We start from the raw sequence: 12,688 nt of genomic DNA, 5'->3' as shown, positions 1-12,688 counted from the left end.
TATTCATGACTACACAACCACTGGAACTGATTCAATCCACTTCAGGCCAAGCGCTGCTTGCCCAAATGTATGGTCAGCAACAACTAGAAGAACAGACAGCACGTTACACGAAGCTCAATGAATCATTCGAACAGTATTTTGGCGTACAAGAGGGTAGCAAACTGTTCAGCGCGGCTGGACGTAGCGAAATTGGCGGCAACCACACGGATCATAACCGTGGCAAGGTGCTGGCGGGAAGTATTACGCTGGATACGATTGCGGTGGCTGCGCCAACGACGGATTCGGTAATTACCTTTTATTCAGAAGGGTATGAACAGAAATATGTAATCGATCTCACGGATTTGGCACCGAAGGCTGAGGACGACGGCACTACAGCTTTGATTCGTGGTATGGCTGCGGGATTTGGACAGTTTGGATACAAAGTGGGCGGCTTCCAGGCGTACATCTCCAGTAACGTGTTCTCGGCGTCCGGGCTGAGCTCGTCGGCATCGTTCGAGATGCTGATTTGTACGATTCTGAATCATTTCTACAATGAGGGCACATTAGATGTGGTCGTCATGTCCAAGATTGGTCAGTATGCGGAGAACAACTATTGGAATAAACCATCCGGTCTGCTGGATCAGATGGCTTGTGCCTATGGAGGGCTGATTGCGATTGATTTTGAGAATCCGGCCGAGCCTGTAATTGAGCCTGTACAATGGGATTTCCAACAAAATGGTTACTCCTTGGTCATTGTGAACACAGGTGGGAATCACGCGGATCTGACAGAGGATTACGCTGCAGTTCCTTATGAGATGAGAGCGGTTGCTAAAGCGCTGGGCAGTGAGTATGTCCGGGAAATTACGGCTGAGGCGATCTACGCCAATCTCAAACAGGTACGTGAAGCAGCGGGAGATCGTGCGGTACTGCGTGCGCTGCATTTCTTGGAGGAAAACAATCGGGTGGACGGTCAGGTACAGGCCTTGCGGGAAGGGCGTTTTGCTGATTTCCTGAATCTGATTACGGCATCCGGGAATTCTTCCTGGAAGTGGCTCCAGAATGTATACCAGAGCGGCTCGGTGAAGGAACAGGAGATTGGTATCGCACTGGCTTTAACTGAAAATTATCTGCAAAAGCTGGGTGATGGCGCTTGCCGTATACACGGCGGTGGATTTGCAGGGGTCATTCTGACGATTCTTCCCAACGAAAAGGTTGAGGAATATATGTCCTGGATGCACGGCATGCTGGATACGCCAATTATTGTGGTTAATGTACGTGCGCAGGGTGCGGTATGTTTGAACACATTAATCGAAAACATGGGTTAATCTTGTCGGTGTAACACACTGCGATGTTTAATTCTGTACAAGTAGTATTAAACGGTACATTATAGCGGTTCTCCAACTTGACGCTGGTCATGGAAGAGGGCCGCTTTTTGCTGTGCATCATACGAGGGAAGATAGTCGGGTATAGGTTCATGTGATATGCTCGGTGAATGAAGTATGCGGAGGGAAACATAATGATTAGTGCAATATACGATTTGCGTGACGCACGTGAAGTCGCTGATTCAGGGACAATATTTCCAGTGCAGTTGCATCTGTCTCATCCCACGCTGATCATTCCCATGACAGAAGTGACGGTCCGATTGAAGGAGCGCGAGTATAGTACGGGAAGTGGGAAGTGTATTTTTTTACATTCCTCCGATGCAGAGGTTGCCCTTGAATCGAATGTGGAGGGGGATTCGGTTACGGTCTATGTATTGGTTTTTGAGCGATACCAACTTGTTGAAAACACAGATACCGGTGTGCATTACGAGTTGAGCCGTGAGCAGTTGCCAGGGGACGGTATCATCAAGTTCGCTCGCCATCTGCACGGATCGCTTGGGGAACTGATCCAGCGTGTAATGCAGTCTGCTGCACCTGAACAGAATCCCCGGGTGAGTTCGCTCTTGAATGGTATACTTCATCAGGTATTTGAGCATTGGAGTGATGCAGAAGGCCATTACGTACAGGACATGACGATTAAGCAGATATGTGCCTATATGAAACAACATGTGGATGAAGATCTGAACCGGGCAGCACTTGCCCGAATGACCGGATTTAATGAGAGTTATTTCTCGTCGCTGTTTCGCAAAGAAACGGGATGGAGCTTCGGAGACTATCTGAACCGTCTTCGTCTGGATGAGGCGAAGCGTTTATTGTTTACCACGACCGATTCGCTTCAGGATATTGCATTGCGGACAGGGTTTTCGGATGGTTCGTATTTGAGTAAAACCTTCAAGAAGCATGTGTACATAACCCCAAGTGCATTTCGTCAATTGCAGCAAACGAAACAGATTGCGGCTGTGCAATTTGTAGGCGCTTTGCTCAGCATCGGATTGACTCCTATCATGACCACACAAGAAGTTGCAGGTTCATCCTTGCTTCTTGAGGAAGATTTGCAGGATACGGTCATTACGAACAACTCGGAGATGCTGGAGCGCTTAAGAGAGGTGAAGTCTGAACTGATTCTTGCGCCGACGTATTTCTATCATTTTCCAGATGTGTTGAAAGAGATGGAGCAGGTGGCTCCGGTTATCATGCTGGATTGGGGCAAAATGGACAAACTGGAGGAAGTGAGCCAAGTCGGTCGTCTGTTCGGCAGAGAACAAGAGGCGAAGCAGTGGATCTTCCGATACAAGGCAAGGGTGCTTGCAGCCCGAGAGTTGTTGCAGCAATTTATTTTGCCAGAAGAAACGGTAGGAATCTATGAACTGAATTATGATCAACGCTGGCTTATGCCCCATGACAAAGTGAGGTCTGCCTATAATTTGTATCGGGCATTGAAACTTCATCCGCCTGCACGGATTCAGACCGAGGTGCTGGAACAGGATAGGCCGTTGTTCGTTACTGAAGAGGATTTGCCCAATTATACTGCTGACCACATGTTTGTTATTTTGCCTGCGTCTGATTATGGAGAAGATCTGGAGAAGTTGTTATCGCGTCAAATCTGGCAGCAGTTGGTCACGGAGGATGGATGTCGAGTATATCCACTGGTGCTGAATGAGTTTTGGATGGATGAGGGAGTATCGCTAGAGAAACAATTGGATATTTTGATGCACCTTCTTACTGACGGAGCGTGGAGCCAACCATAATACATGAGACAAAGCCAACGATAACACATCGACGTTCGTTCCGTGGTACCTCTATAATAATGATTGTAATCGGGAATGATAATCATTATTAATTGGAGGGTGTCATGAAGAGAAAAGGGTTAACCATGGTGAAAATAATGTTCCTCGTTCTGTTGGTTGCGATACTCGCTGCCTGTGGTGCATCAAGCAAGACGGCACAGACAGGCATCGGGACAAAGACAGAGGCGGCTTCCACAGAAGCAGACGAAGTACAGGCAGAAAATGCAGATACGGAGGCAGATGGTACGGACTCTGCGACCCGGATTATTAATACACCCAACGGAGAATTGGAGATGCCCGTTCATCCCAAGCGAATTGTCGTCGACGGCTATCTTCCCAATCTGCTGGCACTCGGTATGAAGCCGGTAGGCGCAACCAGTTATGAATTGGAGAACAAAGTGATTCAGGATCAGATTGATGGCATAAGCAACATTGGCGAGCGATCTCTGGAGAAAATGCTGGACCTGGAGCCGGACCTGATCATTACGTGGGTCAATCCGGCAGGTGATGCAAAGGTTATTGAACAATACAATAAAATTGCTCCAACGCTTGTACTTCCGTATAACCATTTCAAGGATACATATGAGAGCATGCGTTACTTCGGTGAACTGTTTGGTAAAGAGGCGGAAGCAGAAGCATGGTTGGCGGATCTGGATCAGATCTCCGCGGATGCACGTGAACAGATTAAACCGTATGTGTCCGCTGAGCACACCTTTGCGTTAATGGGTGTTTTTGTAGCGGACAAGAACTTTTACATCTATGGTGATGGCGGGTATCGCGGTGGGGAAGCCATTTATGAGCATATGAAGCTGAACCCTCCTGCAAAACAGGCTGCAGAAATGATCGGCAAGGAAACGTACCGACAGATTTCATACGAAGTCGTTGGCGAGTATGCCGGAGATTTTATTTTCCTGGATCAAGGCGAGATGCTCTCTGAAGTATGGGGAAGTAATGAAGGCGTGTGGAAGACGCTGGATGCGGTCAAAAACAATCGAGTGTTCCAGCTCGATCCGGACTTGTTCTGGGGGAACGACCCAATCTCTCTGAAGCTTCAGATTCAGGAGGTTGCGAAGATGATTGTGGAACGAGAACAAGCGAATCAGAAGAATAAATAAGTATGTTAAACTAAGTCCGGGCTTGCCCGGGCTTTTTGGTGTTTACCTTTTTTTATTAAATTTCAAACTTTGGAGGTCATTAACGTGTTGATAAGGTAGCGAATCAGAAAATAGGCAGCGTTGTGGATTGCTATGCGCCGGAAGGCTGAAATTTTCATTTATTTTCGTCTGGAGGGATTGCGATGACTACACCTGCATTACAGGAGAAGGAAGAGGCGCGTTTGTATGATGAGTTACGAAGTGCGCTGGAAGAAGTGGAGGAAGGAAAGCAGCGGCATAAAATCTTGAAGCATATGATCAGGCAACTCAAGTTTGCCAAATGGCGGAAAGAACGATTTCACAGGTTTGTTCAATACTTCCAGGGTGTAAGGCCAGCAACAATTTGGATCATGTTAGCCACTGGGGCACTTATGCCAGTAGTATTGTTCAGCATTTTTATATGGGTATCCTTGTGGGTGGAATGACTCATCGATGATTGGGCAGGGATCGCAGCAGGGTACAGTAATATCTCTTTGCAAAAAAAAAGTTAGATAGGAATGAACCTTCCCACCTAACTATTATGGTTTGTTATTTATACAGGGAGCAGCGTCATCCCAATAGCCGATTATGGTTAATCTGTAGCCGACTTCGCCTTGTTTAACGTCTGAATCTTCTCTTGCATGTACTGGTGGTAATCGCGAAAACTGCTGATGTGGTGCAAGGAATCGGAGTTTTCAGACTGGATCTTAATTTTACCGTCCTGAGGCAGTTTTTTCATCTCAGCAACTACTTGTTTCGAGCCTTGGATATCTCCAGCCATCTCCTGAATTCGTTGTAATAACGTTGGATGGCCCTCATGTTGCAGCATTTCAGCGAGAGGTCTCATTTCCTCCAGCTTCTGGGTGGATCGTTCAAGGGTGGTCATTACTTTGTCTTCATCCATGCTCGCATTTAGCGAAACCATGCGATGAATATGATCCTTTTCCATGCGTTCCAACGCTTCCAGGTGGGAAGCCTCCAGTCGTTTGGGATCGCTCCAGCTCTCGGTTTGAACGGTATCCTCCTGCTGCGAAGCATGGTTCATATTGGCATTGCCACATCCCCATAACAGCGACGAGCAAGTTAACACCGTTCCAACAGCGATGATGCTTTTTAACCTCATGTTGTCACTCCTTCAATAATTTCCTTATGGTAGTATGAGCCGTAAATTGGTAATTATGCATACCAACCAAAGGTACAGAAGGTCCAACTTTTTAGCATAGGTATTGTTTATAAGGTGAAGGGGTAGCTTGGTACAAACGGGGGGATTTCATGAAAATATACTCTAACAACATCTGGCGATGGAGCACGACACTGTTGTATCCACTTCTAATATTCTTAGTTCGGAGCGGCGTGGTTCCATTTCAAACGGGGTATTTAATAACCATAGCCTTTGTGTTCTGCTTTCTCTGGAGCGGGGTGAAGGACATGTTCATCTCTACCGGACTGACCTGGCTGGTTGCCATCCCGTGCTGGTGGTATTTTATTGAGCTTCCCAAGCCATCATTTGGTGCAGAGAATTTTGCCGCTCATCTGGTGCTGATTGTACCGCTTTACATCTTTGTGGTGCTGCTGCCACAGACCCTGATACTGACCACACGCCTGCGAATAATGGAGTACTATAGGCAGAATGGAAAATAATCTAATAGCCGGCTGCCGTCTTTATGTCATGCTACGGAAGGATGCTGTTTTTGCGACAGCCAGCTTGAGGGAAGTTTTTTTGCCTAAAGTGACATTACCTTTTTACGAAATAACATTGAGATTATTTCATTAATGAGATTGCCCAAGACCATTCAATATAAACAATACGACTTCATCAATTTCACTTTTGCTAACAGAAGATTTATTCAAAAGTACAAAATTAGAAACAAAGAATCCACCCATTACAGTGCTTAACATTTTTAAAATGGATTCATTTGGGACGTCTTTAATTTCACCACGTTGTTTAAATATCTCGATGACGTTCACTAAACGTTTGGATGCCGCTTCAGCAATGTATGGAAGTAGTTCATGTCTGAGTTCCTCTTTATAGATCATTTCTTTTATGACTACCTGAAATATTTCTCTATTTTTCGAGAAAAAGGTATTACGATTAGTCATGAATGATCTTAAAAACTCTTCAAATGAACGCTCCTCATCCAAAAGTTCCTCAAAGAGTTCATCTGCCATCGCAGGGAAAAATTCCTTTAGAAAAGGTACCATGATCGCTAACAGTAAATTTTCCTTCGTTCCATAATGCTTAAAAATCGTTCCTTCTGCAACGCCTGCTTTTTTTGCTATTTCAGACGTTGATGTATTGGAGTATCCTTTTTCTGCGAAAGTCGCAATCGCAACCTCAATAATTTTCTTCTTTTTAACCGTTTGTTTATTGGACTTTTGAAGAATTTTAGCCATTTCATCCAACAGATTATCATGTACCAATGAATTCACCATCTTTACTTAACGCGATATCGTTACGGTATTATAATTTACGATACTTTTTTAGAGCAAACAAATTCAAGACGATAAATACGGCTGCAAAAGCCAATAAGATATATAAGTTCCTGCTAATGTCAGATAAGCTCAAACCTTGATACATGACCCCCTTTAACGCATCTGCTGCGTAATATAACGGCATAAATTTGGCCAATATTTGTAGCCACTCCGCCATTCCCTCAATAGAGAAAATACCTGAAAAGAATATTTGTGGCACAATAACGATTGGAATGAACTGAATCATCTGGAACTCCGAACTTGCGAAAGAAGATAATAATATTCCAAGGGATAAAGCCACAAGAGCTACGATGACATTGATTAATATAACAGTCCAAATGGAACCCATTAGAACCATATCCAGCACATTTATCGCAAACAAAACAATAATAACGGTCTGGATTACGGCCAGCAAGCCGTACCCAACAAGATATCCCGTGACAATCTCGCCTCTTTTAATAGGTGTGGATAATAAACGTTCTAACGTTCCCGTGGTTCTTTCGTTTAACAGCCCAATTCCGGAGATTAAGAAAACGAAAAAAAAGACAAAGAACCCGACTAAAATAGGGCTAAAAGTATCAAAGAGCGCAGTATCACTGCTACCGTATACATAGTTGGTTTTCACCACATCTGGTGACAGAGGTTCACTTTGTATTCCATTATGTTTCATTTGCATCAGTTGAATTTCTTGATTATAAATTTGCTTTACCTTCATTTCTAAGCTTTTGGCTATCGAGGGATCTTTATTAAGTAAGGTGAGTATTGCTTTCTCGCCTTCAATTTGTAAAAAACCATCTAAATTTTTATCTAATATGGTTTCATTCACATTTGAGACCTTGTTATATTCTTTGACCTCAATATCTGCATCATTTAATTTTTCAATCATGTGTTGATTCCCATTAGCCACTCCAAGTACAGGGTTAATGGTATTTCCATTAAACACTAAATTCATCAGGGTTAGAACTAATAAAGGAGCCACAAAGAGAAGGGCCAATGTCCGCTTATCTCTGAGTATTTGTAATAAAATTCTCTTAATAAGAGCTAATATTCTCATTGTAGTTTCCTCCCTGCAGTTAAAAATACCTCGTCAAGACTATTCACTTTATAATGGTCTTTCAATTGGCGAGGGGTCCCGGTTGCAATAAATGAACCATCTCTAACCATTGCGATGTCATCACATTTTTCTGCTTCATCCATAACGTGAGTGGTTACAATAATGGTTTTGCCTTCTTCATTTTTTAATCGAGACAGCTCATTCCAAATACTTAATCTTAATTCAGGGTCTATTCCCACAGTAGGTTCATCCAGGATCAGAACTTTAGGGTTCTGAATTAAAGCGATGGCAAGAGATAATCTACGTTTCATTCCTCCTGAGTATGCTGATACTCTTTTGTTAAGATCTACAGTCAGGTTAACTAAGTCAGCAGTGTAGGCGATGCGTTTCTGTTTTTCGGCTTTATCCAAATTAAACAGGGATGCAAAAAACATTAGATTCTCCTTACCTGTAAGAGCCGTGTACAGCGCATCTGATTGTGCCATATATCCGATGTTCTGCAGAATATTTAAATCAGGCATTTTTTTACCTAATAAATAGACAGACCCTTGATCAGGAGTATCCATACCAACCATCATCTTGATTAGTGTTGTTTTTCCAGCTCCCGATGGCCCAATAAAACCGTAGATACGCCCTTCTTTAATGTCAAAGTTGATATCCTTTAATACCACTTTTTTGCCGAAACTCTTCGTTAGTTCCTGAATTTGAATCGTATTCGTTTCGCTCATTATGTAGTACTCCTCTCAAAAAAAGTGAGTGTTCAATCACTGCCATTTAGTATAATTAGAAATGGATATTTTTATCAATGGAAAAGTAAGTGGTTACTCACTTCATATATAAAGCCTATACCAATTGAATGTTTTTATTCCACTAACCTGCGCTACTGCATTCATCCCGTACTCGTGTGAATTCATTGAGCTTTCCAAACCCTCAACAACCTCATTCTGCAAAATATTCACATTATCAACCCAAAAATCCCCTAGTCCGTTTCATACGGCAGGGGATTTGTTATGGCTACACTTTCCTACGGAATTTTCCCGTATAGGGAATGGTAATATGGATGTCCAGCTTCTGAATGGAATCTTCCGTCAGGATCATCTTTGTACCGTTGTTGGACAGCTTGCGCCATAGGCCTGGATTTTTGCGATAAACCTTCTCCTGAAGTCCATAGATATCGACCCCACGTTTCAGGCCTTCGCGATACGTTTGCAAGATTTGTTCCCGCAATGTTTTCTCGCTGAATTGGACCATCTCGTCATAGGAAACCGGGGTGAGATATTCATACAATGCCGTCAGGTACTTGGCCTCGATGTTGAAATGAACCTCATTCCCACGAATGACAGGTACAATTTTGACGTTGGGCAAACCAACACTGAGCACACCATAGATGGTTCCTTCGTTTTCAATAATCAATGGCGCACGCCGCATATCCTTGAGCAACCAGTGAAATCCAGGAAGCTTGCTATGGGGCAAATATTCAAAATCATCCCCGGTTCTTTCAAAAAAAGCACCATCAATTATAAACAGTTCATAATTTTTTTTGTTCTGCGACCAGTGTTCCTTGTTCATGGCGATGCAAGGCAGATAAGTTGTCGTGGACGCATTGTTATGAGTGGCAATAAGTTTGAAACTGAGCACTGGAGGAAACAGCGATTCTTCCAGAAATGAGGGAAGAGGGTTATGCAGAATACTGTCCAGCGGCGACATATTGTATATGGACGTGGCACTTAGAATATTTTCCAATGGATCACGAGTGCCGTACACCCAAGTTGTATAACGTGATTCAGGAAAACGCCCAAGCATGTCGAACACTTCCTTAATATGCTTGCTTGTCAGGATACTTTCGGCCATGACAATGGCCGTCACATGGCCCCAGGCGATATGGAGTTGGGAACTTCGGAACAGTTCGTTTACCGCCAGATTTAATGTTCTCCCCGATGCATGTCCAACCCATACGGGTGGAGCTTCCGCAGTTTTGGTTGAATTTTCGCTCTTGGCTACACTGGCAAAGTCCATGCTCTGAACATACATATGGTACAACCCGTCTTTATAATCGATCCCGATCGCTTTCGCATAATCCACCTGTTGAATTTCATATGCACTCCAACACCCACTGGTCACGAAACAAAGAGAGAGACTTAGCAGCCCTAGCAACCATCGTTGTATAAGCCGCTTCATCGATTATTCCCTTCTTTGCGAGGCTCCTGCGTCTCCAGATAGACAGGTCTGCGTTTCATCCATCCTTTCGGAAGTTTGAACAAGGAGACCAGTGCCTGTTTGAAATTAAGCGGACTGAGTGGGGTCAGATAAGGAATCCCGAAAGATTTCAGATCGGTCAGATAGATCAGGAACAGGATAATGGACAGAATGAACCCATATATGCCAAGGGATGCCCCCAGTACAAAACAGAAAAAACGCAGAATCAAAACAGAACTGGTCATGACCTGATTTACAATCGTTGCTCCTGCCACTACGGTTACGGCTATGACAACAATCATGAGCGGGGAAACCATGCCTGCACGGATGGCCGAATCCCCAATAATCAATCCGCCAACAACGGTCAACGTTTGACCGATGGCGCTGGGAAGCCTAACCCCTGCTTCCCGGAACAGCTCCATCAGAAGCATAATGAGAAACATTTCAACACCAGACTCCATAGGCAGACCCATGCGCCCAACCGAGATTGTGGCTACAAGTGGAAAGGGTAGCTGGTCCATGTGAAAAGAAGTCAGCGCAATATAGAAACCAGGCAAAAATACGGTTATTAATAGCCCGATAAAACGCAGCATGCGACCCACATTCACCGGAAGAAACGGGAAGCTGGCATCTTCGGGTGATTTGAGAAGCAGAAACAAATTAACGGGTCCGATGATAGCGCTTGGATTGCCATCCACGATAAGGATGAAACGTCCGTTCAGTAGACATTCCGCCGCAAAATCAGGTCTGCCCGTGTAATGGGTTACCGGAAACAATGTGATTTTGGAAGGGGATAACAATTCCTCCAGTTCATTTGCGGTCAAAATCCGCTCTACATCGATTTTGCGCAGCCGATTCTTGACATCATCAATCAGCTCGGGATTGGCAATGTTCTTGATATACATCAGGGCGACTTTGGTCACGGAGCGAGAACCAATTAATTCAATATTACAGGCTAATTCAGCTGTACGCAGGCGTGTACGAATTAAGGCAATATTGACTGACAGTCGCTCGATAAAGCCATCTCGTGATCCGCGGATGGATACTTCCGTGGTGGATTCATCCGGCGATCGTGTAGGAATGTTGGATATATCCATGCTCCACATCTTCTGGAGGGAAGGAATGCAGATGAGCAAATGTCCCTCAAACACCCTCAAAGACATAAGTTCCTTTCCCAGGGGATTGTTCTGTATGTCCATACTTGTCCATTGCAGAGTAATGGATTTCTCAATATCCGATGCACGAACAAAGTGAGTACTTTCGTACGTTCGCGTCAATTCGGGAAGAATAATATCATATATGGATTTGCTGTCGACCATACCGCTGCAATACACGATGACGATCTGTGAGGGAGACTCCCCAATCATATGGCTGCTGATGATCACATCGTCTGAACCAGCAAAAAAAGTCGTCAGATTATGCTTATTAATTCGGAATGGTTCAGCCAGATGGGGGTTTTTCTTTGGTGTGGTTGTGAGCGGCATGAGCGGGAGCCTCCTTGTCTTTTTTGTGTATGAATGCGGCGAGAGTCAACAAGACTGTAACCGTAGAAACATAGGTTAGCATCACGGGAAATTGAATATGGTTTACATAATAGTCAACGTAATCAATTCTCCACCACTGTACAGCTATGGCACACATGATGAAGGTGACAATTAGAACGGCAACGTACCTTTTCTTCGGTCTGCGAAAATCGAGCAGATCGACGATAAGATAGATGGAGATTGCCACTCTGGCAAATGAACCGCTTAGCCATTGATAGATGGATAGGAAATCCACGTGCTGGAGCAACTTCCCAATGTTCACCAGCTTCCATTGCTCATAGGGGCTATTTCGTTGTTTCGCTGCCTCCTCTGGACCGAACTCTACGATTGCTCCCAGCGTTGGGCCGATCGCCATACTGAGCATGAATAACCCGAGCAGCAGAATATGCCACCAGCGAATTTTGCTTTTAATGTCATGTTGAAACAGCATCAATATCCAAATTTCCATCAGTCCGGCAAGCGAATAGATCATGCCTCTCAGGACGGGACCAGCGCCATATTCCATGATAGGAAACAACTGGCCGTAGTCCTTATATTTCATGTTGGCTGACATCACGAAATATCCAAGCAGGATCACAAATGGAAGCAGAAGACTTGAAGTCATGGCAATGGAACGGATACCTTTTGCAGCCGCCCAGGCAGCAACCAGTGCTCCCACGCCTGCGAGCACATAGGGTGGGGTGAATTGCAGATAAGTGGATACCGTCCAGTTCGTTGTTTCATATAAGGTATGTGATCCAAGTGCAAGCAGCATAAGTGAGGCAGTGATACGGAAAATCCATGAAGGAATTGCACCAAATTCCCGCGTGATCCAGTCAGTCAAACGCTGCCCGCGTACCCGTCGGATAATAACGAACATCATGCATAGGAACAACATAAAGAAAGGAGCAGCAGCGACTACCGATAGCCAGCCATCTCTGCCTGCATAATCCAGAATCGCCGGAATGGACAGAACATGGCACACAAGGCCTGCACTTAACAAAATGATGGAAAAGGACAGCCATATCGTGATTTCTCCCTTTTCACGGCTCATGGGAATCCTCCTTTCCGTTCAAGGAAGTTTCCGTTAGGTTGTACAGGAAATGGATTTTCGATTCCTATTTTATTTTTTTGAACAATAGAAGACGAAACAAGATAGACG

12 protein-coding genes are annotated in these 12,688 nt (G+C 44.4%); 5 read left to right on the top strand and 7 right to left on the bottom strand.

Annotated elements, in window-relative coordinates; all coding sequences use genetic code 11:
• The first annotated feature begins 5 nt into the window (after positions 1 to 5).
• From DC345_RS29005 to DC345_RS28990, 4 genes are all read left to right on the top strand, one after another.
• The gene (locus DC345_RS29005; protein ID WP_113056081.1) at positions 6 to 1,304 is read left to right on the top strand and encodes a galactokinase; all 1,299 of its coding nucleotides are present in this window, start codon (positions 6 to 8) and stop codon (positions 1,302 to 1,304) included.
• Between the two features lie 191 nt (positions 1,305 to 1,495).
• Entirely contained in the window at positions 1,496 to 3,109 is a 1,614-nt protein-coding gene (locus tag DC345_RS29000) for a helix-turn-helix domain-containing protein (RefSeq protein WP_181586771.1), read from the top strand.
• 104 nt (positions 3,110 to 3,213) lie between these two features.
• Complete coding sequence (locus DC345_RS28995) at positions 3,214 to 4,263, top strand: ABC transporter substrate-binding protein (RefSeq protein WP_113056079.1); 1,050 nt, start codon at positions 3,214 to 3,216, stop codon at positions 4,261 to 4,263.
• A 182-nt stretch (positions 4,264 to 4,445) separates the two neighbouring features.
• Complete coding sequence (locus tag DC345_RS28990; RefSeq protein WP_113056078.1) at positions 4,446 to 4,727, top strand: hypothetical protein; 282 nt, start codon at positions 4,446 to 4,448, stop codon at positions 4,725 to 4,727.
• A gap of 146 nt (positions 4,728 to 4,873) precedes the next feature.
• Here the strand turns inward: DC345_RS28990 and DC345_RS28985 are convergent, their stop codons facing one another.
• Positions 4,874 to 5,404: a hypothetical protein gene (locus DC345_RS28985; RefSeq protein ID WP_113056077.1), complete on the bottom strand. Its 531-nt coding sequence runs from the start codon at positions 5,402 to 5,404 to the stop codon at positions 4,874 to 4,876.
• Positions 5,405 to 5,553: 149 nt separating this feature from the next.
• Between DC345_RS28985 and DC345_RS31905 the strand changes: the two genes are divergently transcribed.
• Entirely contained in the window at positions 5,554 to 5,922 is a 369-nt protein-coding gene (locus DC345_RS31905) for a hypothetical protein (RefSeq protein ID WP_181586770.1), read from the top strand.
• Between the two features lie 129 nt (positions 5,923 to 6,051).
• Here DC345_RS31905 and DC345_RS28975 read toward each other — a convergent pair whose 3' ends face one another.
• The 6 genes from DC345_RS28975 to DC345_RS28950 all read right to left on the bottom strand — a co-directional run bounded on the left by DC345_RS28975 (position 6,052) and on the right by DC345_RS28950 (position 12,580).
• On the bottom strand, positions 6,052 to 6,675 hold the full coding sequence (locus tag DC345_RS28975; protein WP_258530912.1) for a TetR/AcrR family transcriptional regulator: 624 nt from the start codon (positions 6,673 to 6,675) through the stop codon (positions 6,052 to 6,054).
• Between the two features lie 67 nt (positions 6,676 to 6,742).
• Positions 6,743 to 7,807 carry an ABC transporter permease gene (locus DC345_RS28970; RefSeq protein ID WP_113056074.1) on the bottom strand — a complete coding sequence of 355 codons (1,065 nt, stop codon included), beginning with the start codon at positions 7,805 to 7,807 and terminating at the stop codon, positions 6,743 to 6,745.
• Entirely contained in the window at positions 7,804 to 8,535 is a 732-nt protein-coding gene (locus DC345_RS28965) for an ABC transporter ATP-binding protein (protein WP_113056073.1), read from the bottom strand. The genes DC345_RS28970 and DC345_RS28965 overlap by 4 nt, the downstream gene beginning before the upstream one ends.
• 286 nt (positions 8,536 to 8,821) lie before the next feature.
• Positions 8,822 to 9,985: a Ger(x)C family spore germination protein gene (locus DC345_RS28960; RefSeq protein ID WP_113056072.1), complete on the bottom strand. Its 1,164-nt coding sequence runs from the start codon at positions 9,983 to 9,985 to the stop codon at positions 8,822 to 8,824.
• Positions 9,982 to 11,487 carry a spore germination protein gene (locus DC345_RS28955; RefSeq protein WP_113056071.1) on the bottom strand — a complete coding sequence of 502 codons (1,506 nt, stop codon included), beginning with the start codon at positions 11,485 to 11,487 and terminating at the stop codon, positions 9,982 to 9,984. Before DC345_RS28955 ends, DC345_RS28960 begins: the two co-directional genes overlap by 4 nt.
• A complete protein-coding gene (locus tag DC345_RS28950) occupies positions 11,444 to 12,580 on the bottom strand; it encodes a GerAB/ArcD/ProY family transporter (RefSeq protein WP_113056070.1) in 1,137 nt (378 codons plus the stop codon). Before DC345_RS28950 ends, DC345_RS28955 begins: the two co-directional genes overlap by 44 nt.
• Between the last annotated feature and the right edge of the window lie 108 nt (positions 12,581 to 12,688).

This window comes from Paenibacillus taichungensis (assembly GCF_003287275.1).
Classification (GTDB): domain Bacteria; phylum Bacillota; class Bacilli; order Paenibacillales; family Paenibacillaceae; genus Paenibacillus; species Paenibacillus taichungensis_A.
Note: the sequence above shows the minus strand (reverse complement) of the source record. Positions and strands in the feature narration are given on the sequence as shown.